Genomic DNA, 21,880 nt, shown 5'->3' with positions numbered 1-21,880 from the left:
AGTCCTCTCCGCTTGGCACGGCGGCTGCTTTATCTGCCCTCCGGAGCCAAGCGGAGGATGGGACCACCGAGCGTTCCGAAAATCGTTGTGATCTCGACGACTCCCCGACCAGCGGGAGGACAACCGCTCTCCCTCCTTCTCTGGGTGGTTGCGACGGGCACAGCCCTCGCCTCCTCGGAGACCCTTCCCGTTCCCGCCGCTCCCTCCGCCAGCCCCGGGCCCGAGGCCCTCTCTCCCGATCCAGCGACCGTCCCAACGGAGGGATCGGCTCCGGCCCTCGGAACGACTGGTGCGCCAACGCCCGCAAAGCAGCAGGGCAGCCTCTCCGGCATGGTGGTCACCACAACCGTCCCCGGCGAGTCGATGCTGCCGACAGCGATACCGACGGAGTCGGGGGCCTACGGAGAGCCGATGAGCGTTCTCGACACCCCTCGCCAGATTTTCCCCGTAAACCAGAAGATCTTGCAGACCGAGGGAGCGGGCACCCAAGGAGTCTTCGATCCAGTGAGCACCGCCTTCCTCTCGCCGGGCTCGACGGCCGCCGCGGGGAACAACCTCGTCTTTGCTCCCATGATCCGCGGCATGCCGCCCTTGGGATTCATCAACGGGATGCAGATGACGATGCAGGACGCGGGCTGGTGGAACCTTCCCTGGAACTACAACATGGTCGAGTCGATGGACGTGATCGAGGGCCCACCCAACGCGGTCTTCGGCGAGCTCCAGGCCAACGGGGGTGCCGTCAACTACATCACCAAGCAGCCCTACTTCGACCGGTTCCGCGGCAATGTCTGGGACACGACCGGCATGTACCAGAATTACCTCTGGGGTGCGGATATCGGCGGGCCGATCGACAAGGAGAAGAAGGTCGCCTACCGCTTCAGCTACCTAGGGATGGAGAATGGGAGCTACTATCAGTACCAGTACAACGACCAGCAGAACTTCTACCTGGCCTTGAGCGCTCGCCCCACCGACAACTACTCGGTCGACTTCTACTCCGATTTCGGCACCTACAACTTCAACGTGATGGACTTCCTGAATCGGCCGACCAACGAGCTCATCGACAACGGCCTCTACCAGACCGGCGCCCTTCCCCCTTCGCAGGTCGGCTTCGGATTTCCCAACTTCAACACCTACGCGGGACCGCTGGTTCCGATCAGCCTCCGCTCGACCGCGATGAATCCGGCCAGCGGCGCCCTAGGCATGAGCGGGATGCTTCAACTAGTGCAAAATGTCGTCATCGACGACGACCTGCGCATTCGAAACAACACCTTCGCCTTCTACATCCGCAGCTCGCTCATCGACTATGCGCAATGGGAGGACATCGACGTGACAGGAGACTACGAGGTCTTCAATCGGACGGAGGTCCTGGCCACTCTCCATCCGGAAGAGGCCCTCTTCGAGCAGCACATCGATGCGGGAGTCGAGCTCGGCTTCCAACGCAACGTCGACTACGAGGCCGTCTCTTTCTTTGGCACGCAGAACTCCTGGAGCATTAGCAACCCGGCCAATCCCGCGCTCGCCAATCCCAACCTATGGAACTCCTCCCTTTCGAGCTCCTTCGCAGCGGGAGTGGGAAATCCCCTCGCCTACGGCGGAGGAGATTGGCCCATCCCATCGGCTCCCGCCGGATGGTATTTCGAGCCCTTGAACGGCTACTCGCTCACCGAAGATTCGCAGTTCTGGCAGGTCGCCCCCTTCTACCAGCACAACATCCACTTTACCGATCAGCTCACCCTGCTGGTCGGCGCCCGGGCAACCGGCCTCTTCATCACCGCCCAAACGCCTCCAGGCACCCCGGCCTTCCTCTCGACCGGATACGATGCGGCGGTGCTCATGCCGATGGTCAACGTGAGCCCGGTCTACAAGCCCTTCCCCTGGATGACCGCCTACTTCGACTACAACTGGGGCTATACGAGTGCGGTGGGGGTCATGGGAGGCTATACGCCCTTTTACGATGGGGCGGAGTTCCGGCTGGTCAATCAGCTCATTGAAGGAGGCTTCAAGTTCAGCCTGCTCCAGGACAAGCTCTACATCACCACCGCGGGCTTCAGCCAGGATTTCTACATCGCCAACATGGGCATGCCTCCGACGCCAGCCTACATCAAGGGATTCGAGCTCGCGCTCACCTACCAGCCGAGCAGGAACTTCTGGGCGCGCGTCCAATATATGCTCGCCAACGGCACCGAGAACTGGTCGGGGATGCCCGTCGGCCCCTTTCAGTTTCAGACCTATTCGACCTCGACTGCACTCGCCCAGGGGCTTCCGCTCAACAACGCGGCCAACTATCCCCCCGGAAAGTATGCCTTTGTCGGGTGGCCCGATCAGACCTTGAGCGCCATGGTCACCTACCAGACCGACGGAGGACTGGGTGTCACCCTTTCGGCGCTCGTCCTGAGCAACCAGTATCTCGACTATGCCTACAACCTCGAGATCCCCACCGAATATGTCATCAACGCGCGCCTCTACTACGCCACACCCCGGTGGGATTTCGCAGTCAATATCTATAACCTGACCGACAACCGGCATCTCTGGTTTCCCTATGGCCCGGGGGTGACCTTCGGGAGAGAGATGGACACCGAGCAGATCGTGGCGGGCCTCCCTTTCTGGGTCCAGGGCAATGTCGCCTACAAGTTCTAGCCAGGATGACCGACCTCACGACCCACGTGCTCGATCTGTTCCACGGAAGACCCGCAGAGGGGGTGCCGCTCCGCCTCTACCGCGCCGAGTCACAGGAGCTCTTGGCCGAGTGCCGGACCGATCGAACAGGAAGGGCGGCCTGCACGCCCCCGGGGAAGGCACTTCTCGAAGCCGGGCGGTACGAGATCGTCTTTGCGATTGCGGGCTATTTTACCCAAGCGGGGATCTCGCTTCCCGAGCCGCCCTTCCTCGACGAGATCGTGATCCGCTTCGGCATGAGCGGAACGACCGATCCCGTCCACATCCCACTTCTCATCACCCCATGGAGCTACACGGTCTACCGCGGGCAATGAGGAAGGGAATGCCCCTGCGAGCCACGAGGAAGAGCTCTCCCTTCGAGGTGAAGGGAATCGAGCGGGTCACGGCGCAAGAAGCCCACGGCCAGCCGGAAAGCCTCTTCCGACTCTGGATGGCCGCCAACGTCAACATCGCGACCTTGGGCACGGGAGCCATCGCGACCACCCTCCTCGGCCTCCCGCTCTGGCAGGCCGCGCTGGCGATCGCCGTCGCCAACTTCCTGGGCTCCCTCGCGCTCGGCCTCTTCTCCACCTACGGCGTCCGCTACGGCGTCCCGATGATGGCTCTCTGCGAACGGTGGTTCGGCCGCCCGGGCAACCGCGTGCTCTCTTGGATCAACTTCTTGAACGGCGCCTCCTGGTTTGCCGTCAACACGGTGGTCTGCGCCTATGCCCTCGAGCATATCCTCTCGATCCCTCCCGCCCCGGCGATCCTCCTGCTCGCCGCGGTCCAAATCCTGGTTGCCAGCATCGGCCACAAGCTCATCCTTCGGGCGGGAGATGCCTGCTTCCTGGTCCTCGTACTCCTCTTCTCCGTCGTCTCTGCGCTCGCCCTGCTCCCCCTCCCGGTCGGCTCCTGCCCAGCACCGAAAATTGGGAGTGGAGCAGCGGTCCCCGGGGCATGGATCCTCGGGGCAACCATCTCCCTCTCCTACCTCGGCGGCTGGATGCTCTTCGCTGCCGACTACTCCCGCTACCTCCGCTACGAGAACGAGCCCCGGTCGATCGAGCGGCAGGTCTTCTGGCACACCTTCTGGGGAGCCTTTCTCTCGACTACCTGGATCGAGATCCTCGGCGCCTTCCTGGGGGGAGCGATCCGCTCCGAAGACCCGACAGATCTGCTCTTCTCCTTGCTGCCGGGCTCCCTCCACCTGCTCCTCGCGGCAGCGATCGTGATGGGAACGATCAGCGCCAACATGATCAATCTCTACTCGGCTGGCCTCTCCCTCCTGGGTGCCGGGCTCCGCCTCCCCCAATACCAAGCCTCTCTCCTTGTTGGTGCAACGGGCCTTGCCGTCGCGCTTTTCGGCCAGCAGGAATTCTACCAGCGGTACGAGGGGCTCCTCTTCCTGCTCGCCTACCTGATCTTCCCGCGCCTTCCGATCCTGGCGATCGCCCACCTCCGGCCACGCCTCTCGCGGATCCCTTCCCTCGACACGGGGTCGATCGGCTTTTTCTGCTGGCTGGGCGGAGTTCTCTCTTCCCTCCCCTTCATCCGGCAAGAGCCTTGGTTCCTCGGACCCATCGCCGCCGCGCATCCCGAATGGGGCGATGGTGCGGTCATCGTTGGCGCCGTCGTCTCGGCTCTGCTCTACCTCAGCCTGACCCAGCGTGAGAAGCAGGCGGCAGCTCTCGGGTGATCGAGGCAGCCTCTGGAAAGGCTTCCTGGCTCGCATTACGGCGGGCGCTGGCTCCGTTCGGGCTGGAGCGAAGTTCCCCCGTTCACGGGCAGCCGCGGCCAGGGTGCCTCCCTGTCTGCGGCAACGGCAAGGAAGAGAGGGGAAGCCCGTTCGATCGGACCGTAGCGGTTCCTCCTGGCGATCCCGGGAGGCGCCTCTTCCGTAGATTCCCCTCCCGGGACAAGGGATCTTGACCAGGGCGCTCGGTTGCCTTATACGGTTCTTATCTAATCTTATCACATTATGATAATACTGCTAACTTTTGTATAAATGGATCCACGAAAGAATCCTTATGCTCCTGGTGCCGGAACGCCACCTCCGGAACTAGCTGGACGGGATGCGTGGATCGAACGAGCCGCGATCGCGCTCGACCGGATACGGTCTGGCCGTTCCGCCCGAAGCTTGATCCTTCACGGGCTACGCGGAGTCGGCAAGACGGTGCTGCTGAACCGAATCGAGGTCGATGCCGAGGCCCGGGGCTTTGCCAGCGTGAAGATCGAAGCGCCGGAAGGCAGGTCCTTGCCCGCACTCTTGATCCCAATTCTGCGGGTCATTCTTCTACGGCTCGACAGAGGCCAGCGCGTGCGCGCCGCTCTCGGAATAGCTCGAAAGGCTTTCGCAGGCTTCGTGAATGCTTGGAAAATCAAATACAAGGATATCGAAATCAGCACGGAGTTCGAGCCGGAACGCGGTCTTGCCGATAGCGGCCATCTGGATATCGACCTGACCGAGCTGCTGACATCCATCGGGCATGCAGCGCGCGAGTACGATACAGCCGTCGCGCTCTTCATCGACGAGCTCCAATATGTGCGGGATGATGAGCTCGCTTCCTTGATCCGGGCGTTGCACGAAGCGAGCCAACGCCAGTTGCCGATCACGATGCTTGCCGCAGGCTTGCCACAACTGATCGGGCAGATGGGACGTGCCAAATCATACGCAGAAAGGCTCTTCGAGTTCGTGCAGATTGATCGCCTGGATGATCACGCCGCTCGCGCCGCGCTCTGCATACCAGCCAAAAAGGAGCACGTCGATTTCGAGCCGCTGGCAATCAAGGAGATTCTCGACCAAACTCAGGGATATCCCTACTTTCTCCAGGAATGGGGAAGGCATGCCTGGAATCTGGCCGATGCTTCGCCAATTTCCCGCAGCGACGCGGAGCGTGCGACAACCTTGGCGTTGGCGGAGTTGGACGACGGCTTTTTCCGTGTACGCTTCGACAGGCTGACTCGTGCCGAGAAGCGTTATCTGCGTGCCATGGCGGAGCTCGGTGCGGGGCCTCATCGCTCCGGCGACATCGCGGAACGACTGAGAATGACGGTTACCTCGGCAGCGCCGCTGCGAAATCGCCTGATTGCCAAAGGGATGATCTACAGCCCCGCTCACGGCGATACGGCATTCACCGTTCCCTTGTTCGACGGATTCATGAAGAGGATCCTGCCGAAGATGGATGCGTGAGGGGCAATGCCTCGCGCAGGGATCTGCCCATGTCGATGGCGGTTGCGAGCCGGCTAGCCCGCCAAGGCCCGCAAGCAATCGGCCAGGACATGCACTCCGGCCTCGATCTGCTCGGGCGAGGAGTACTCTTCCGGACAGTGGCTCTTGCCTCCTCGACATGGGATGAAGATCATCGCAACCGGGCAGAGGAGAGCCAGGAAGAGGGAGTCATGATAGGCCCGGCTGATCATCCTCCGTGCCCGGAGCCCGAGCCGATCGGCGCTTTCGAGGATCTGTGCGACGAGCGCGGGATCGCAAGCGGCGGGGGGATCTTCGTAGAGGATTTGCCAACTGAGCTTCAATCCTCGTCGCTTTGCGATCTCCCCAAGGGATTGGCGCATGGCGCGCGCCACGCGCTCGCGTCGCCGCGGATCGCTGTCGCGCAGGTCGATCCCGAAGGAGGCGCTGCCCGCAACCGAGTTGAGAGCCCCGGGGCTCACGGCAATCTCTCCCACCGTGGCGACCGTGTCGAGAGACCCCGATTCCTTGGCTGCGCGCTCGACGGCAAGGATTGCTTCCGCAGCACCCGCCAGGGCATCTCGCCGATCGGGCATGAGCAGCGTGCCCGCATGTCCGCTCACCCCTTCCCAACGGACTCGATAGGCGGCCGGGGCCGCGATCGCCTCGACGGCTCCAATCGCCTCGCCCGTCCCTGCGAGAACCGGGCCCTGCTCGATGTGGAGCTCGAGAAATGCCGCATAACGGGGCGGCGCAAGGGCGGAGAGTGGGAGTTGCGCCAAGCCCGCGCGCTCGCGGAGCCGAGGGAAGCTCTCGCCCGCTTCGTCCTGCAACCTTTCCAGATCCTCCGGCCGCATTCTTCCGGAGAGGAGCCGGCTGCCCAAGCAGCTGATGCCAAAACGGGTCGGTTCCTCGGCGGTGAAGACCACGAGCTCCAGGGACCGTTTTGGGCGAAATCCCGATTGGCGGAGGGCCCGGAAGGCCTCGAGCGCTCCCACGACCCCGACGGTCCCATCGAAGCGACCCGAATGCGGGACAGCGTCGATATGGGAGCCCGTGGCAATCGCTGGGAGATCGGGCTCCCGGCCCACCCATCGAGCAAAGAGGTTACCGGCGGCATCTTCCCGGATGGCGAGTCCCTGCTCCCGGCAGCGGGCCTTGAGCCACGTTCGCGCTGCCAGATCGGGCGGCGAGAAGAGGATCCGGGTGACGCCCGGGGAAGGTGGGTCGGAAAAGGCCGCCAGCTCTTCCAGAAGGGAGACGATCCGCTCTCGGCGAATCGGAAGCGGTGCGCAGCCGAAGCGATCCTCCATCTCCGCCCACTCTCAAGGCGAGCCACGCAGGGGATGGCGGCCCACGTCCTTGTAATAAAGATAGCGGGCCGGCGTGGGACCGAGGGCCGCAAACCACTGCGGGCAATAGGGGGCCATCCAGATCGCATCCCCCGCCACCACCGGATACCAGGCGTCGTCGAGCCGGTAGATCCCTCTCCCTTGGAGCATCAACAGCCCATGTTCCATCACGTGCGCCTCCACGAAGGGGAGGGAGGCGCCTGGACGGAAGTGAAAAAGGTTCACCGCCATGTCGAAGGAGGGTTCCTCGGGGAGGAAGGTCTGGAGAAGGGCATCGGGATCGCCCAAAAAGGGGAGACCCCCTCCCTCCTCGGTTCGTCCGAGGACCGGCGAAGGAGGCTCCACTCCCGGCAGGCGGGCATAGGTCTTCTGAAAGACGACGGCATGAGCACCGGAGCCGCCCGCACGGAGGCTCCATTCGATGCCCGGTGGGGAGAAGAAGAAATCGCCTGCGGCGAGCGAAGCTGCTCGCCCGCCGAGATCGGCGGAGGCCTCTCCGGCAAGGAGGTAGAGGAAGCTCTCGACTCCCGGCAGGCTTGAGCCGCCCCCCTCCTCTCCTTTCAAATGGATGAGGAACTGGACGAAGCCGGCACCGATTTGAGGGGAGATCAAGATCACCGCAGCATGGGCAGGGAATCCCGGCAGCCCGCCGCGGACATGGCTTGCCGGCTCCAGCAGCGCATGCCTTCTTGCGACCACCGTCCGCGTGCTGCCGAGGAGCGACGACCTCTCCGCGAAGGATTCCTTCCCACCGCTAGTCGCCGTCATGCCATCGGCTGACGATAAGCAACTTTTGTGCCGCGACGGCGTCCGGCTGCCCCTTCCGGTTTCTGAAGATCTCGGCTAGATTAGACGGTGGCACGCCTTCTGCTTGCCTGAGGCAGCGCAAGGAAAGAGGGGTTGCGGTTTTCCGGGAAGGGAAGCGGGTGATTGGACGCAATGAGCTTTCCTCTCACGATCAATGGCCGAGTGCGCATCGTCGGATCGAGCGAGGCGGGGGAGACCCTGCTCGACTACGTCCGGTCGCTCGGCCTCACGGGAGCGAAGGAGGGGTGCGCCGAAGGGGAGTGCGGAGCCTGCGCCCTCCTCTGGGTCGAGGAGCGGGAAGGGAGATCGTGCCTGCGCGCCATCAATAGCTGCCTGGTTCCCCTCGCCGCCGCGGCCCACCGGGAGATCTACACGGTCGAAGCGCTGGCCGAGGGAGACCGGATGTGCCAGGCCCAGCGGGGGATGGTGGAGGAAGGGGGCTCGCAATGCGGCTATTGCACCCCGGGGTTCGTGGTCTCGCTCTTTGCGGAGCAGAGCGATCGTCTGAAGAGAGGAGTCGATCTTAGCGCCCTCTCGGGCAACCTCTGCCGCTGCACCGGCTATCGGCCGATTCGGGATGCCGCGCTCCGACTCCCCCCCCTCGAAGCCGATCATCCGCTCTTCCGACGCCTTTCCTCTCCTCCGCCCCGGCTCGGTCCTCTCTCCTGGGAATCGGGTCCCGAACGCTTCCTGCGGCCAACCAGCCTCGATGCGCTCTGGAAGCTCTCCTCCCGCTATCCGGAGGCACGGTGGGCGGCCGGGATGACCGATCTTTCGGTGGAACGCAACCTCCGCTTTCGGCGCTTTCCCTGCCTGGTCAGCCTCGAGGGGATCCCCGAGCTGCGCGGCTTCCGCGAGGACGCCCAAGGAATCGAGATCGGAGCCGGGCTTTCGCTGCGCGAAATCGAGGAGCGTCTCGGGGAGATCCCTGAGCCTCCGCCCGGACTACGGGAGTGGCTCCCGCTTTTCGCCTCACCGCTGATCCGGAACCGCGCGACGCTGGGGGGGAACCTGGCGACGGCTTCCCCGGTGGGAGACTCGGCCCCGCTGCTCCTCGCCCTCGATGCGCGGATCGTGCTTCTCTCCTCCGAAGGAAGCCGGGAGATCTCGCTGGGCACATTTTTCCTGGGCTACCGGAAAACGGCGCTTCGGCCCGGGGAGGTCATCTGCGCCATTCGGATCCCGAAGCCCTATCCCTCGATCGTCCGCTTCTACAAGGTCGCGAAGCGGCAGAGCGATGACATCGCCACCGTCTCCCTGGCCGCTGCGCTCGATCTCGATGCCGTGCGGCGCGTGCGGCGGATCGGCTTGGCGCTCGGGGGCGTCGCCGACCGGCCCCTCCGTGCCGCGGCGGCGGAGGAAGAGCTTGAGGGCAAGCCCTGGGAGCTCCCGGCGATCGAGCGAGCCCGGCGAGCCCTCGCAGCATCCCTTGCGCCGATCGACGATCACCGGGGGAGCAGGGCCTATCGGCTCGCCGTAGCAAAAAACCTCCTGGAGAAGTTCCATTGGCAAACCCGTCGCCTTCCCCATTGAGCCCGATCGGTCAACCGCTGCCACACGAGAGCGCTTTCGACCATGTCCGCGGACGGGCCTGCTATGCCGACGACGCTGCCGGGCGCTTCCGCGATCTGCTCCACGCCTGGCCGGTCCTCAGCCCTCATGCGCACGCCCGCATTCGCCAGATCGGACGCGAGGAGGCTTTTGCACAGCCCGGCGTCGCGTCCGTGCTTACCGCGACCGACGTCCCGGGAGTGAACGATACGAGCTCGGGCGTTTTCGATGAGCCGCTCCTGCCCATCGAGGAGGTCTTCTACCACGGTCAGCCGGTCGCCTGGGTCCTCGGGGAGAGCCGGGAGGCGGCCCGCCTGGGAGCGGCGGCCATTCCGGTGGACTATGAGCCGCTGCCGAGCGTGATTGGGCTCGAGGAGGCGATCGAAGCGCAGTGCTGGCTCGCCGGACCGTTCCGGCTGAATCGGGGGGAGTTTCCCACCGCATGGGAGCGGAGTCCTTTTCAGGTTCGGGGGTCCCTCTGGATGGGGGGGCAGGAGCACTTCTCCCTGGAGACGCAGGCGGCCTTGGCCTGGATGGATGCGAACGGAGGAGTGTTCGTCCGGAGCTCCACCCAGCATCCGAGCCAGACGCAGGAGGTCGTCGCCCGCGTGCTGGGCCTTCCCCGGCATCGGATCACCGTCGAGTGCCCGCGCATGGGCGGAGCCTTTGGCGGGAAGGAGGTCCAGGCGGCTCCCTACGCGGCCATCGCGGCGCTGGGCTGCCTCAAGGCCGGCAGGCCGGTCCTCGTCCGCCTCCCCCGCTCCCTGGACATGATCCTGACCGGAAAGCGTCATCCCTTTCTCGGGCGATTCCGAGCGGGCTTCACTCGGGACGGGAACCTGCTCGCACTCCAGGTCGAGCTCTATGCGGATGGCGGCTGGAGCCAGGACCTTTCGGCCGGCGTCCTCTGGCGGGCTCTGCTCCACCTCGATAATGCCTACTGGATTCCCGCAATCGAGGCGGTCGGCTTCGTCTGCCGAACCCACAAGACCTCTCAGACGGCCTTCCGCGGCTTTGGCGGTCCGCAGGGGGCGGCGCTGATCGAGGAGGTCCTCACCCGCATCGCCCATCATCTCGATCTTTCTCCTTCCCTGGTTCGGGAACGCAATCTCTATCGGGCCGGGCAGACGACTCCCTATGGCCAGGAGGTTCGCGAAGCCGAATCGCTACGGGCGCTCTGGGACTCGCTCTGGAAGCAGACCCGGTACGCGGAGCGGGCGGAAGAGATCGCGGAGGCCAATCGGCTCAATCCTCATGGGAAACGGGGAATCGCGATCACCCCGGTGAAGTTCGGGATCTCCTTCACCCGCGGCTGCCTCAACCAGGCGGGAGCCAGCGTGCTCCTCTATCGGGACGGCAGCGTGCAGCTCCACCACGGGGGCACCGAGATGGGCCAAGGGCTCCAGACCAAGATCCGCCAGATCGCGGCCTCCTCGCTCGGCCTGCCGCTCGAATCGATCCGGGTCATGACGACTCGGACCGACGCGATCCCCAATAGCTCCCCGACGGCGGCATCGAGCGGCTGCGACCTGAGCGGCCCGGCCGTCGCCGAAGCCTGCCGCCAGCTTCTCGATCGCCTCCGCCCGCTGGCGGGAAAGCGGCTCGGTTGCCCGGCCCGCCTCGTCTGCTTCCAGGATGGGCGGGTCTTTTGCGAACATGAGCCCACCCGTTCTCTTCCCTTTACCCAGCTCGTCGAAGAGGCCTACCTCCAGTCGATCCCCCTCTTTGCCCAAGGGTTCTACCGGACCCCGGGGCTCTCCTTCGATCCGGAAACCGGACAAGGGACTCCTTTTGCCTATTTTGCGATTGGAGCCGCCGTCTCGGAGGTCGAGATCGACGGCTTCACCGGGGAGTATCGGATTCTTTCGGTGGAGATCCTCCACGACGTGGGGCGCTCGATCAACCCCTTGATCGATCGGGGACAGGTGGAAGGAGCCTTCTTCCAGGGTCTCGGCTGGGTGGCCTGCGAAGAGCTCCTCTGGGATCGCGAAGGAAGGCTCCGAACGGCGGGGGCCTCGACCTACAAGCTGCCCTCGTGGAGCGAGCTCCCTCCCCGCTTCGCGGTCCGTTTTTTTTCGCGCGGTGCCGAAAGCCCCGCCATCGGCGGATCCAAGGCGGTTGGCGAACCCCCGCTCCTTCTCGCTCTCTCGGTGCGGGAAGCCCTCAAGGCGGGAATCGCCGCCTTCGGTCCCGGCCCGGTCGATCTCGGACTTCCCGCCACGCCCGAGCGCGTCTATTGGGCGATCGAGGCGGCACGCCGAGGGAGCCAGGCCGGCAAGAAAGCGGGAGGGGCGGATCCACGGACCCCGCAGCTCTGCTTGGGAGCAGCGTCCCAGTCATGACCACACCCTGGATCGACAAGCTCCGCGAGCTGCTGCGCACGCATGCCCGGGTCGCGATCGTCACGATCACCGGGGTGCGCGGCCATGCGCCGCAAGCCATCGGGGCCAAAATGCTCGTGACGGACGAAGGGAGCTTCGGAACCGTCGGCGGAGGGAATCTCGAGCAGAGCGCCATTACCGAGGCGCGGCAGATGCTGGAGCGCCGAGAGAGGAGCCCGCGCTCGATCACGGTGCGGCTGGCCGGCGAGAAGGGAGAGTGGGGCGCCCAGTGCTGCGGCGGCGAAGTCTCCCTCTTCCTCGAGCCGGTGACCCGGGAAGCGCCCCAGGTTGCGATCTTCGGGATGGGGCATGTGGGGCGGGCGCTCGCGCAGGTGCTCTCGCTCCTGCCGCTCGACCTCTTCCTCGTCGATTCCCGACCGGAGATGCTTCACCCGAGCCGTCTCCCCGCTCTGGACAGTGCTGCGCACGTCCACTGCTGTCCCGGGTTGATTCCGGAAAAATGGATCTCTTCCCTCTCTCCGGGAGCCTGCGTCGTGATCCTCACCCACGACCATGCCGAAGATCTCGCGATCCTCGAAGCGGCCCTGGCCCGTACCGATCTCCGCTACATTGGTCTGATCGGCAGCGAGGCCAAGCGTGCCCATTTCCGGAAGCGGATTCGAGAGGCGGGCTTCGGGGAGGATGCCTGGAGCCGCATCACCACGCCGATCGGCCTCCCGGGGATCGGGGACAAGAGCCCGGCCGCGATTGCGATTGCAACCGCAGCACAGCTCCTCTCCCTCCTCTCCTCCCCCACCTCGGACGTAGCGGGAAGTGAAGGGCTTCCCGATCCATGAACCCTTCACCGTCCGATCCTTCGGGGGGAGGCCGAGCCCGGGGGAGCGCTTCGGAGATCCGATTTCTCGAAGAGGCGGCCAGGCTGGCCACCGAAAACGTGCTCCGGAACGAGGGGGGGCCCTTTGGGGCGGTCGTCGTGCGTGAGAGCGCCATCGTCGGACGGGGAGTCAACCGGGTAACCGCCCGTCCCGATCCAACGGCCCACGCCGAGATCGAAGCGATTCGGGAGGCCGCCCAGACGATCGGCCGGTTTGATCTCGGAGGATGCGTTCTCTACGTCAACTGCGATCCCTGCCCCATGTGCCTGGCAGCCGCCTACTGGGCCCGGATCGAGAGGATCGTTTGCGGCGCCCCCTCCTCCCTGGCCGCGGAAGCCGGCTTCCTCGACGTTGCCCTTTGGAAGGAGGTGCAGCTTCCTCCGGAAGAGCGGCGCCTTCTGGTCGAGCGGATCGACCTGCCCGCCTGCCGGCAGGCCTTTGCTCTCTGGAATCAATCGAAGAATAAGATCCACTACTAAGCCCAGAGGATGGAACCGCACTCCCCTTTACGATCCGGAAGGAGATCCTCCCTCGGGACTTCTCTCCTCCTCGGGATCGGGATCGCCGGAGCCCTCCTGCCCGCCCTCTTCGCTCTCAGCTCCCTGCCGGGCTTCGGCACCTCGCTGCTTTCCCTTTGGCTTCCCCTGCTGCTCCGCTGGGCCCACCTGATCTACGGAATCGCCTGGATCGGGGCTTCCTTCTACTTCATCTTCGTCGAGAACAGCCTGGAACGCTTTCCTGGGGAGAGCGCCCTCGCCGGCCGTCTCTGGACCGTGCATGGGGGAGGCGTCTACCGGCTCGAGAAATACCGCACCGCACCCCTTCCCCTCCCGGCCCTTCTCCACTGGTTCCGCTGGGATGCCTACCTCACCTGGATGACCGGATTCGCGCTCCTCATCCTCCTCTTCTACGCCCATCCGGAAGCGACCTTGATCGATCCGCAGATCGCCCCCCTCTCTCCCGGAATGGCCGTCCTCTGCAGCCTGGCGATCCTGGCGGCGGGCTGGCTCGCCTATGCCGGGCTCGCCGCCACTCCCCTCCTCCAGCGCCCGCGGCTCTTCGCCCTCTTCTCCTGCCTGCTCCTCGCGGCTCTCGCCTTCACGCTCACGCACCTCTACAGCGGACGGGGTGCCTTTGTGCAGACCGGGGCGGTGCTCGGAACCATCATGGCGGGGAATGTGCTCTTCGTGATCATCCCCGCCCAGCGGCGCTTTCTCGACGCCGCTCAGCGGGGAGAGCGCCTCGATCCCGCGCAGGTCGAGCGCACGCATCTCCGCTCACTCCACAACAACTACCTCGCCTTCCCCGTGCTCTTTACGATGATCAGCAACCACTTCCCATTCGCCTTCCTGGGCAGGGACAACTGGTTGGTTCTCTTCTGCCTGCTCCTCGCGGGAGGGACGGTGCGCCACGCGGTCAACCTCCGCCAGCGGCGGCAGCCCTGGGTCCCCTGGCTTCTCGGGGGAGCCGCGCTCGTTTGCGGCGCCATCACCTTTGCCCGGCCCACTCCAGTCGTCTCGCCTCCCCGAGCGCCCACCCGCGAAGCGACCGATGCGGAAGTGGAGGCGATCCTCCTCCGGCGCTGCTCCGGCTGCCACGCCGCGAAACCGACGCTCGCCCACCTGGCGAGCCCTCCCTCCGGGGTCGTCCTCGACACCTTGGAGGGGCTGCGCGAAGCTCTCCCGCTCGTCTGGTCCCAAGCCGTCGAGCTGCGAGCGATGCCTCCGGGCAATCTCACCGGGATGACCGAGGAGGAGCGCCTGCTCCTGAGCCAGTGGATCCGGGGACGGGAAAGGGGAGCCCAGGCGAGGAGGGAGAGAGATCCTTGAACGCAACGCGGGTCGATTGGCTGCGGGAGGCGGAGAGGATCGGGCGGCGGCTCGATCTTCTCGGCGCAATCTCGGAGGGCGAGGGCACCGTGAATCGCCCTCCCTTCACCCGCTCCCTTGGCCGGGCGATGGAAGAGACCGCCCGCTGGATGGAGGAGGCGGGACTCAGGCCCGCCATCGATGCCTTCGGCAACCTGCGTGGATGGGGCGTGCGGAAAACCCAAATGCCCGTCCTCTTGATTGGTTCCCACCTCGACACGGTTCCTGGCGGCGGACGGTTCGACGGAGCGCTCGGGATTCTCTTGGGGATCTCCGCCGCGGAGATCCTCCAGGACCGGGCAGGCTCCCTCCCCTTTGCTCTCGACATCCTCGCCTTCCAGGAAGAGGAAGGAGCGCGCTTCCGCTCTGGCTGCCTCGGCAGCCGGGCCTTCCTGGGCCTTCTCGAAGAGAAGGATTGGAATCTCGAGGACTCCTCCGGAATCTCCCTTCGCGAAGCCCGCGACGCCTTTTCAATCCAGGGATGGCCTCGGATGGAACCCGATCCCCGGGAGAAGCTCTTCGGCTACTGCGAAGCCCACATCGAGCAGGGTCCGCGGCTGGAGGCCCTGGGAGTGCCGCTCGGGGTCGCCCTAGGCATCGTCGCGCAGGAACGGCTGCTCCTCTCCTTCCTGGGGGAGGGTGGCCACGCCGGCTGCGTGCCGATGAGCGCGCGCCGCGATGCGCTCTGCGCCGCCGCGTCTTTCGTGGGCTTTGTCGAAGAGGCCTCCCGGCGGGAGCCCGAGGCGGTCGCCACCGTGGGCGAGCTCCGCTGTCTCCCCGGGGCCCTCAACGTCATCCCGAAGCGCGTCGACCTCTCGGTCGATCTGCGCCATCCCGAGGAGGCCGCCTTGGATCGGCTCTCCCAGGCGCTCCTGGAGAGGGCGGAGGAGATCGGCAGAGACCGGGGGATCGAGGTCGGGTGGCGGAGGACGCAGCGACTGCCCCCGGTCCGATCGGACCCGGATTGGCAGGATCGGCTCTCCTCGGTGATCACCGCGATCCAAGGGGAAGCCCCTCGGCTCTGGAGCGGGGCCGGCCACGACGCGGGCGTCTTCGGTCGCCTCGTCCCCATGGTGATGCTCTTTGTCCGCTGCCGTGGTGGAATCAGTCATGATCCCGCGGAGCTGGTCTCCCCACCCGACATCGCGCGCGCGCTCGAAGCGCTGGTCGGCTTCGTGGAGGGCTTCCTGCGCTAGGCATCTTCGGATCGAGTCATGGCGGAAGAGTTCGATTGGATCGTTCGACAGGCAGCCGTGGTGAGCTCCGAGAGCCTCTCCCTGCGGGATGTCGCCGTGCGGGAGGGGCGGATCGCGGCGATCGAGGGAGCATTGGAGGGAAGGACCCGGGAGGAGGTCAATGGAGAAGGACGATACCTCTTTCCCGGGACGATTGACCCGCATGTCCATTTCGATGAGCCGGGCCGGGAGGAGTGGGAGGGAATCGCCACGGGCTCCCGCGCGCTCGCCGCCGGCGGAGGAAGCCTCTTTTTCGACATGCCTCTCAACTCCTTGCCGCCCACAGTCGATGTGGAGAGCTTCCTGGAAAAGAAGCGGGCGGCCGAAGCAACGGCCGTCACCGACTTCGCCCTGTGGGGAGGCATCGTCCCCGGGAATCCAAAGGAGCGGGAAGGATTGGCTCGGGCGGGTGCGATCGGCTTCAAGGCCTTTCTCGCTCCGACCGGAACCCCCGAGTTTGGGTGGGTCGATCGCGCTGCCCTGCGCGAAGGGATGCGCCAAGCGGCGGATTTCGGCCTCCCGGTCGCGGTCCACGCAGAGTCGGAACGGATCGTGACGGAGCTGACCCAACGCCTGCGGGCCCACGGGCGCGGCAGCTGGCGGGACTATCTGACCTCCCGGCCGCTGGCCGCGGAGATCGAGGCGGTCCGGCAAGCCCTCGACTGCGCGGGCGAAACCGGCTGCCGGCTCCACCTGGTTCACGTGAGCGCTCCGGAGGTCGTCGAGATTGCGCAAGCCGAGCGCGCCAAGGGGGTCGACGTCACCGTGGAAACCTGCCCCCACTACCTCGTCCTCTGCGAGGAGGAGCTGGAGCGGCTTGGGGCCCTCGCCAAGTGCGCGCCGCCACTCCGCAGCCGGCGGCAGTCCGAAGGTCTCTGGCGGGCGCTCCTCCAGGAACAGATCGATCTGCTCGCCTCGGATCACTCTCCCTGTCCGCCCGCCGCCAAAGCGACGAGCGACTTCTTTGCCGCCTGGGGAGGCATCTCCGGTTGCCAGCATCTCCTTCCCCTCCTCCTCGATCGGCTTGCCGCCGAAAGCGGCAGCCAGGCCTTTCCGCTTGCCGCCCGGCTTTGCGCCCTGGGCAGCGCCCGGCGCTTTGGCATAGCGAGCAAAGGCGCAATTGCGGTCGGCAACGATGCGGATCTCGCGCTGGTCGAGGTCGGAGAGCCCAAGCCCATTGCCACCAAGGATCTTCTCTATCGCCATCCGCTGAGCCCCTATGTGGGGCTTCCCAGTCGGACGTCGATCCTGCTTACGCTCGTGCGCGGAGAGGTCGCCTTCTCGCGCTTCGGCCATCCGCTCCGCGCTCGCGGCCGCTTTCTCCCGGGCCCCTGCACACGCGGCAAGTGACTCTTCCTTTCCGCCGGGAAGCCGATCGGCAATGGCTGCGAAGGGGAGAAGCCAGCCCGGCTGGCATGCCAGCTGCTTTCCGTCATGGGTCCCATGAAAATTCTGAGCCCGGTACCGGAGAAGAAGGGTCGGATCGAGATCATCCCGCTCATCGACATCATGGTCTTTCTCATGGCCTGCATGATGATGGTCAACCTCGAGATGATCCGGATGCGCGGCCTCAAGCTCAACTTGCCGACGGCGCAGACCGCCACCCCCGAAAACAGGTCCGACTTCCTCACCCTGTCGATCAAGGAGACCGGGCAGGTCTTTCTCGAGAAGGAGGAGATCGATCGAGCTGCGCTCGTCGATGAGCTCAAGCGCCGCAAGGAGAAGGAGCCCAACCTCCGCATCTACGTCCAGGCCGAGATGAATACGCTGCACGGGGACGTGGTGAAGGTCCTCGACAAGGTGCGAGCGGCCGGGATTCAGAAGATCGGCTTCCAGGTGAAGGAGGAAGCTCCCGCCTCGGGGGCTTCCGGGCTTTCCGCTTCTCCTGCGCCAACGCCGGGGCTCCATCCATGAGGGGAGAGAAGATACCGCAAAACAGGTAACGAGCATGGCCCGATGACTTCCCGAACCGATCCAAACCATCCGCAAGCCGTTCCACGGAACGGCGGCCGCCCGGAAGTCGTCCCGCTCGGCCATGCCCCCTATCCGCTCGACGAGGGACTCCGCCACGGGCGCTGGGCTCTTCTCTGCGTCGTCCTGCTCTCTGGCTTGCTGCTCGCGATGGGAGCCACCAATAAGGAGCAGTCGATCGTAGACCTGCTTCTCCGTGGGGCGGTGACCCCGGTCGCTCCCCCTCCGCAGGAGGAAGCGGCTTCCCCTCCGATCGAAGTCGAGTTTACCCCTCCTCCGCCCCCGGAGCCGAAGCCGGAGTTCCCGCAGCCCAAGCTGCAGCCTGCGCCTCAGCCCATTCCTCCTCCCGAGAAGAAGCCAGCGCCCCAACTGGAAGCTCGCACGCCCATGCCGGCCCATGCGGTCAAGAAGACGGCGCTGACCGCTCCGCCGCATCCAGCCATGCGCTATGCCGCGGCGGCGCCTCGGGTCGGCGACGCGAACACGCCCAAGCCCCCCTATCCTTACGAGGCCGCCCTGCGTCGCTACCAGGGGACGGTCCAGCTCTCGCTCACCGTCGCCCGAGGGAAGCTCCTGAGCGTCGAGGTCGTCCAATCCTCGGGCTTTGGACTCCTCGATTCCAACGCCCGCCAGTGGATCCGACAGCGCTGGCGCTTGCCGGGCAATCTTTCCGGCACCTACACGATCCCGATCGTCTACCGACTCGAGTAGCCGCCCCGCTCATCCAGCCGATGCCCACCCCAACCCAGGAGAGAAAATGATCCTTGCCAACCTCGTCCTCAACACCTTCTCCCGCGGGGGCCCGATCATGTGGCCCTTGCTGCTCACCGCAGTCGTCGCGATCGTCACGGTCGTCGAGCGGATCCTGTGGTGGTCGATGGTCCGGCTCCGCCGGCAGGGGAGCAGGCTCTCCGAAGTCTATAGCCTGCTCAAGCACGACCAGATCGAGGAGGCGGTCAGATTGGCGCGAGGCACCAAGGATCCCGTCATGAAGATGATCTGGTGGGGGCTGAGCCATCATGACACCTCGCTGCAGAACGCCCTCCAGGTCGCTGCGGGCTTCGAGCTCAAGCAGGCCGGACGCGGGCTCACGATCCTCGATACGATCGTGACGCTCGGCCCCCTTCTCGGGCTCTTGGGAACCGTAACGGGGATCATGAATGCCTTCCACTTCGTCGGAAACGAGGAGCTCGCAGCGGTCAAGGTCAGCGGCGGGATTGCCGAAGCTCTCATCGCCACGGCGACAGGCCTGGCGCTCGCCATCTTCGCGCTCATCCCCTTCAACTATTTCGGCCGCAAGGTGGTAAACCTCCAGTTCGATCTCGAGACCGCCGCGACCAACGTGGAGCTCCTCCTCCAAAGCCGCAGCCGGGAGATCCGCTTTGCGCCGCCTACCGCCCACTATGCGGAAGCCACTCCCGGGGCAGGCTGAGGAGCCGAGAGGGAGCTCGGGTAGAGGCCCATGCACGCACGAGGAAGGCCAACGAACCGGTGGCTCCTGCGGGAGCGACGGCTCTCCGCTTCCGCACGGGCCATGAGCTTGGCCCTTTTCCTTCTCCGCCTGCCGGGAGCGAGCGCGATCAATGGAGCCGAGGAAGAGCCCCAGGCGCACCCGGATGCCGAGTCGCCCAAGGGCGAAAGCCCTCCCGCTCCGGAGGAGACGTTCCCCGATGACGCCCTACCCCGACCCGATGATCCAAAGCCCGTGCCGGTCGAAGAGGACACGGGGCGCGCTCAAAGGGCATTTGGTTCTTGACCGGGAGCGCGATGCCACCATGGAAGAGGATCGCCGGGCCGTCGATTTTGGTGTCCGGCCTTGCCCGCCTCCTGAAACCGTGAACCGGGGCGAAAGCCAGAAGTCGAGAAGAGGCGAAGAGCGACCGCTGCCCGGTTCTTCCGTTTCCAAGCCCTTCCGGGTTCTCTATCCCTCTCTCGTCGCCTTCCTTGCCTGGACATTCGCGGTCTATGACTTCCTGCTCTTCGGGCTTCTCCTTCCGGTGCTCGCGAAGGAGCTCGGCTGGACTCCCGCCCAGAGCGTCTCCATTGCGTTCTGGGTCGCCGTCGCAAGCTTCCTCTCCTCGCTTCTCGTCGGCCCGGTCGCAGACGGCTTGGGCCGACGCAATGCGCTCGTCCTCACGGTCGGCGGAGCGGCCTTGAGCTCGGGATTGACCGCCTTCGCAGTCGGCCCCCTCTCGCTGATCTTCGCCCGGTCCCTGTCGGGTCTCGGGTACGCGGAGCAGGCGATCCAGACGGCCTATCTTGCCGAGCTTGAACCTGCGGGAGGGCGCGGACGCCTCTACGGCCTGGTGCAAGGAGGGTGGCCGATGGGACAGCTCCTGGCTACGACTGCGGCGGGACTGCTCCTTCCCTTCGTCGGCTGGCGCGGAGTCTTCCTGATCGCCAGCTTTCCCGCTCTGGCCATCGTGCTCGCTCGCCTCTGGCTGCCGGAGAGCCCCCACTTCCGCAGGCTGCAGCGATTCCGCAAGCTCTATCGGCGGCGCAACCCGGAAACGGCCGCCCGCTATGCCCAAAAGAATGGCATCGATGCGGAAAAGTCCCGGCAGCTCTTTCTTACCCAGCTCCTGGGCCCCGACCTGAAAGGCCACTTTCTCTTTTTGCTGGCCGCCTTCTTCCTCAACTGGTTTGCCGGACAGATCTTCACGGTTTTGGCGACTACCCTGCTCACGCAATTCAAGGGATTGACCTACGAGGAGGCGCTCTACGCCTTTGGCCTGGGCAGCGCCGTTTCCTATGCTGGCTACCTCTTTCACGGCCTCTTGGGCCATGCCGTGGGACGCCGGGAGACCGTGGCAATGGCTTGGGCGGCCTCGGCGCTCGCCTACGCGGCGCTCCTCTTCCTCGCTCGACGGTTTTGGGCCGTCGCGCTGCTCTATGCGATCGCCGAATTCTGGCGAGCGGGCGCCTACGCCGCGCCCTTCCCCTATATCGCCGAATCGTTCCCGACGCGGGTCCGGGGGAGCGCCACGGCGCTCATCAACGCGATCGGCCCGCTGGGTGCAATCGTGAGCTCCTCTCTCTTCGGCCTCGCCCTCCGCCACGGGATGAGCGGAATCTGGGCAGGCTTCTGGAGCGGAGCTCTCCCCGCCCTGTTGTCCGGACTTCTCCTCCTCGGCTGTCGCCGCGTGCGCCCCGGCATGGAGCTGGAGAGGATTTCCCGATAAGGAAGTGGCTTGGGATCAGGCGGTCGGCTTCTCCCCCTCGTGCAGGGCGACGATGCCGCCGGTAAGCCGCCGGAAGCGAACCTGGGCGAATCCGGCCCTTTCCATCTCCCCGGCGAGCGCCTCCGGGCGAGGAAAGGCGAGGATCGAAGCGGCGAGATACTGGTAGGCTTCGCGGGGAGCGCCCAAGAGACGGGCAATTTCCGGGAGGACCTTCCTCAGATAGAAGAAGTAGGCGGGGGCCAGCCAGGCCCAGGGTTGGGAAAACTCGAGAATGAACGCGCTTCCTCCCGAGCGGAGGACGCGCCGCATCTCGGCGAAGCCTCGGGTGCGATCGGCAAAGTTGCGCAGCCCGAAGGCGACGGTGACGACGTCAAAGCTCCCGTCAGGAAAGGGGAGGGCCAGGGCATCAGCCTGGAGCAGACGGTGGAGACCCTTGGATCGAGCCACGGCGAGCATCGAAGGGGAGACGTCGATGCCCCAGGCCTCCTCGAGGGTCGTGATGCGGCGCTCGAGGAGCCACAGCAGGTCTCCGCTGCCTGTGGCCAGATCGAGAAGCCGCCTGGGCCCACATCGACCGACTGCCGAAGCCACCGTCTCCCTCCACCGCCAGTCGCTCCCGCCGCTCAGCAGGTGGTTGAGAAAGTCGTAGCGCTGCGCCACCGAATCGAAGAGCTCGCCCATGGAGCCCGCCAACCGGGTGCAGCCCTCTTCGGGAAGCGGGTCCGGCCGAGGAGAGGAGAAGGAGGAGGCCATGGACGAAGTTTCCGCGCAGCAGGGGAATGCTCGCGCACCGGCCCGCCGAGCGCAAGCGAAGAGACGGGCGGGCGGGCGGCGCGTCGCGAAAGACATTGG

19 protein-coding genes are annotated in these 21,880 nt (G+C 65.5%); 16 read left to right on the top strand and 3 right to left on the bottom strand.

All coding sequences use genetic code 11. The features are described from left to right. Positions 1-87 precede the first annotated feature (87 nt). The 4 genes from MacB4_RS09045 (at position 88) to MacB4_RS09030 (ending at position 5,848) form a co-directional block, all read left to right on the top strand. Positions 88-2,637, top strand: a complete 2,550-nt coding sequence (locus MacB4_RS09045; RefSeq protein ID WP_242529213.1) for a TonB-dependent receptor — start codon at positions 88-90, stop codon at positions 2,635-2,637. Positions 2,638-2,642: 5 nt separating this feature from the next. Then, a complete protein-coding gene (gene uraH, locus MacB4_RS09040; protein WP_206863520.1) occupies positions 2,643-2,990 on the top strand; it encodes a hydroxyisourate hydrolase in 348 nt (115 codons plus the stop codon). An 8-nt stretch (positions 2,991-2,998) separates the two neighbouring features. Beyond that, positions 2,999-4,354: a cytosine permease gene (locus MacB4_RS09035; RefSeq protein ID WP_242529212.1), complete on the top strand. Its 1,356-nt coding sequence runs from the start codon at positions 2,999-3,001 to the stop codon at positions 4,352-4,354. Positions 4,355-4,663: 309 nt separating this feature from the next. Then, positions 4,664-5,848, top strand: a complete 1,185-nt coding sequence (locus MacB4_RS09030) for an ATP-binding protein (RefSeq protein WP_206863518.1) — start codon at positions 4,664-4,666, stop codon at positions 5,846-5,848. 53 nt (positions 5,849-5,901) lie between these two features. On the opposite strand, the gene MacB4_RS09025 is transcribed toward MacB4_RS09030, so the two are convergent. Next, entirely contained in the window at positions 5,902-7,158 is a 1,257-nt protein-coding gene (locus MacB4_RS09025; protein ID WP_206863517.1) for a M20 family metallo-hydrolase, read from the bottom strand. Positions 7,159-7,170: 12 nt separating this feature from the next. Continuing rightward, positions 7,171-7,965 carry a (S)-ureidoglycine aminohydrolase gene (allE, locus tag MacB4_RS09020; protein WP_206863516.1) on the bottom strand — a complete coding sequence of 265 codons (795 nt, stop codon included), beginning with the start codon at positions 7,963-7,965 and terminating at the stop codon, positions 7,171-7,173. A gap of 171 nt (positions 7,966-8,136) precedes the next feature. Here allE and MacB4_RS09015 point away from each other — a divergent pair, with 171 nt between their 5' ends. The 12 genes from MacB4_RS09015 to MacB4_RS08960 all read left to right on the top strand — a co-directional run bounded on the left by MacB4_RS09015 (position 8,137) and on the right by MacB4_RS08960 (position 21,028). Then, entirely contained in the window at positions 8,137-9,537 is a 1,401-nt protein-coding gene (locus MacB4_RS09015; RefSeq protein WP_206863515.1) for a xanthine dehydrogenase small subunit, read from the top strand. Further along, complete coding sequence (locus MacB4_RS09010) at positions 9,534-11,897, top strand: xanthine dehydrogenase molybdopterin binding subunit (RefSeq protein WP_206863514.1); 2,364 nt, start codon at positions 9,534-9,536, stop codon at positions 11,895-11,897. Before MacB4_RS09015 ends, MacB4_RS09010 begins: the two co-directional genes overlap by 4 nt. Continuing rightward, positions 11,894-12,733: a xanthine dehydrogenase accessory protein XdhC gene (xdhC, locus tag MacB4_RS09005; RefSeq protein WP_206863513.1), complete on the top strand. Its 840-nt coding sequence runs from the start codon at positions 11,894-11,896 to the stop codon at positions 12,731-12,733. The genes MacB4_RS09010 and xdhC overlap by 4 nt, the downstream gene beginning before the upstream one ends. Next, on the top strand, positions 12,730-13,251 hold the full coding sequence (locus MacB4_RS09000; RefSeq protein WP_206863512.1) for a nucleoside deaminase: 522 nt from the start codon (positions 12,730-12,732) through the stop codon (positions 13,249-13,251). The genes xdhC and MacB4_RS09000 overlap by 4 nt, the downstream gene beginning before the upstream one ends. A gap of 9 nt (positions 13,252-13,260) precedes the next feature. Next, positions 13,261-14,601 (top strand): urate hydroxylase PuuD, encoded by a 1,341-nt coding sequence (locus MacB4_RS08995; RefSeq protein WP_206863511.1) that lies wholly within the window; start codon positions 13,261-13,263, stop codon positions 14,599-14,601. Continuing rightward, a complete protein-coding gene (locus tag MacB4_RS08990) occupies positions 14,598-15,836 on the top strand; it encodes a M20 family metallo-hydrolase (RefSeq protein WP_206863510.1) in 1,239 nt (412 codons plus the stop codon). Before MacB4_RS08995 ends, MacB4_RS08990 begins: the two co-directional genes overlap by 4 nt. Before the next feature lie 18 nt (positions 15,837-15,854). Then, on the top strand, positions 15,855-17,225 hold the full coding sequence (gene allB, locus MacB4_RS08985; RefSeq protein ID WP_206863509.1) for an allantoinase AllB: 1,371 nt from the start codon (positions 15,855-15,857) through the stop codon (positions 17,223-17,225). 93 nt (positions 17,226-17,318) lie between these two features. Then, on the top strand, positions 17,319-17,789 hold the full coding sequence (locus MacB4_RS08980) for a biopolymer transporter ExbD (RefSeq protein ID WP_206863508.1): 471 nt from the start codon (positions 17,319-17,321) through the stop codon (positions 17,787-17,789). A 42-nt stretch (positions 17,790-17,831) separates the two neighbouring features. After that, positions 17,832-18,557 (top strand): energy transducer TonB, encoded by a 726-nt coding sequence (locus tag MacB4_RS08975; protein ID WP_206863507.1) that lies wholly within the window; start codon positions 17,832-17,834, stop codon positions 18,555-18,557. Between the two features lie 46 nt (positions 18,558-18,603). Next, positions 18,604-19,278, top strand: coding sequence for a MotA/TolQ/ExbB proton channel family protein (locus tag MacB4_RS08970; RefSeq protein ID WP_242529211.1), 675 nt, complete (start codon positions 18,604-18,606; stop codon positions 19,276-19,278). Between the two features lie 30 nt (positions 19,279-19,308). Continuing rightward, the gene (locus tag MacB4_RS08965) at positions 19,309-19,602 is read left to right on the top strand and encodes a hypothetical protein (protein ID WP_206863506.1); all 294 of its coding nucleotides are present in this window, start codon (positions 19,309-19,311) and stop codon (positions 19,600-19,602) included. A 19-nt stretch (positions 19,603-19,621) separates the two neighbouring features. Continuing rightward, positions 19,622-21,028, top strand: coding sequence for an MFS transporter (locus tag MacB4_RS08960; protein WP_206863505.1), 1,407 nt, complete (start codon positions 19,622-19,624; stop codon positions 21,026-21,028). Between the two features lie 15 nt (positions 21,029-21,043). On the opposite strand, the gene MacB4_RS08955 is transcribed toward MacB4_RS08960, so the two are convergent. Next, positions 21,044-21,781, bottom strand: coding sequence for a class I SAM-dependent methyltransferase (locus MacB4_RS08955; protein WP_370569354.1), 738 nt, complete (start codon positions 21,779-21,781; stop codon positions 21,044-21,046). Between the last annotated feature and the right edge of the window lie 99 nt (positions 21,782-21,880).

This window comes from Methylacidimicrobium sp. B4 (assembly GCF_017310545.1).
Lineage (GTDB): Bacteria > Verrucomicrobiota > Verrucomicrobiia > Methylacidiphilales > Methylacidiphilaceae > Methylacidimicrobium.
This window is presented reverse-complemented; position numbering and strand designations above follow the sequence as displayed.

Bases quoted from the DNA above. Each gene is read 5' to 3' on its own strand.
- MacB4_RS08970 (WP_242529211.1), top strand. From the start codon at position 18,604: ATGATCCTTGCCAACCTCGTCCTCAACACCTTCTCCCGCGGGGGCCCG.
- MacB4_RS08975 (WP_206863507.1), top strand. From the start codon at position 17,832: ATGACTTCCCGAACCGATCCAAACCATCCGCAAGCCGTTCCACGGAAC.
- MacB4_RS08955 (WP_370569354.1), bottom strand. From the start codon at position 21,781: ATGGCCTCCTCCTTCTCCTCTCCTCGGCCGGACCCGCTTCCCGAAGAG.
- MacB4_RS09025 (WP_206863517.1), bottom strand. From the start codon at position 7,158: ATGGAGGATCGCTTCGGCTGCGCACCGCTTCCGATTCGCCGAGAGCGG.
- MacB4_RS09015 (WP_206863515.1), top strand. From the start codon at position 8,137: ATGAGCTTTCCTCTCACGATCAATGGCCGAGTGCGCATCGTCGGATCG.
- MacB4_RS08960 (WP_206863505.1), top strand. From the start codon at position 19,622: ATGGAAGAGGATCGCCGGGCCGTCGATTTTGGTGTCCGGCCTTGCCCG.
- allB (WP_206863509.1), top strand. From the start codon at position 15,855: ATGGCGGAAGAGTTCGATTGGATCGTTCGACAGGCAGCCGTGGTGAGC.
- MacB4_RS09035 (WP_242529212.1), top strand. From the start codon at position 2,999: ATGCCCCTGCGAGCCACGAGGAAGAGCTCTCCCTTCGAGGTGAAGGGA.
- uraH (WP_206863520.1), top strand. From the start codon at position 2,643: ATGACCGACCTCACGACCCACGTGCTCGATCTGTTCCACGGAAGACCC.
- MacB4_RS08965 (WP_206863506.1), top strand. From the start codon at position 19,309: ATGCACGCACGAGGAAGGCCAACGAACCGGTGGCTCCTGCGGGAGCGA.
- allE (WP_206863516.1), bottom strand. From the start codon at position 7,965: ATGACGGCGACTAGCGGTGGGAAGGAATCCTTCGCGGAGAGGTCGTCG.
- MacB4_RS09030 (WP_206863518.1), top strand. From the start codon at position 4,664: ATGGATCCACGAAAGAATCCTTATGCTCCTGGTGCCGGAACGCCACCT.
- MacB4_RS09000 (WP_206863512.1), top strand. From the start codon at position 12,730: ATGAACCCTTCACCGTCCGATCCTTCGGGGGGAGGCCGAGCCCGGGGG.
- MacB4_RS08980 (WP_206863508.1), top strand. From the start codon at position 17,319: ATGAAAATTCTGAGCCCGGTACCGGAGAAGAAGGGTCGGATCGAGATC.
- MacB4_RS08995 (WP_206863511.1), top strand. From the start codon at position 13,261: ATGGAACCGCACTCCCCTTTACGATCCGGAAGGAGATCCTCCCTCGGG.
- xdhC (WP_206863513.1), top strand. From the start codon at position 11,894: ATGACCACACCCTGGATCGACAAGCTCCGCGAGCTGCTGCGCACGCAT.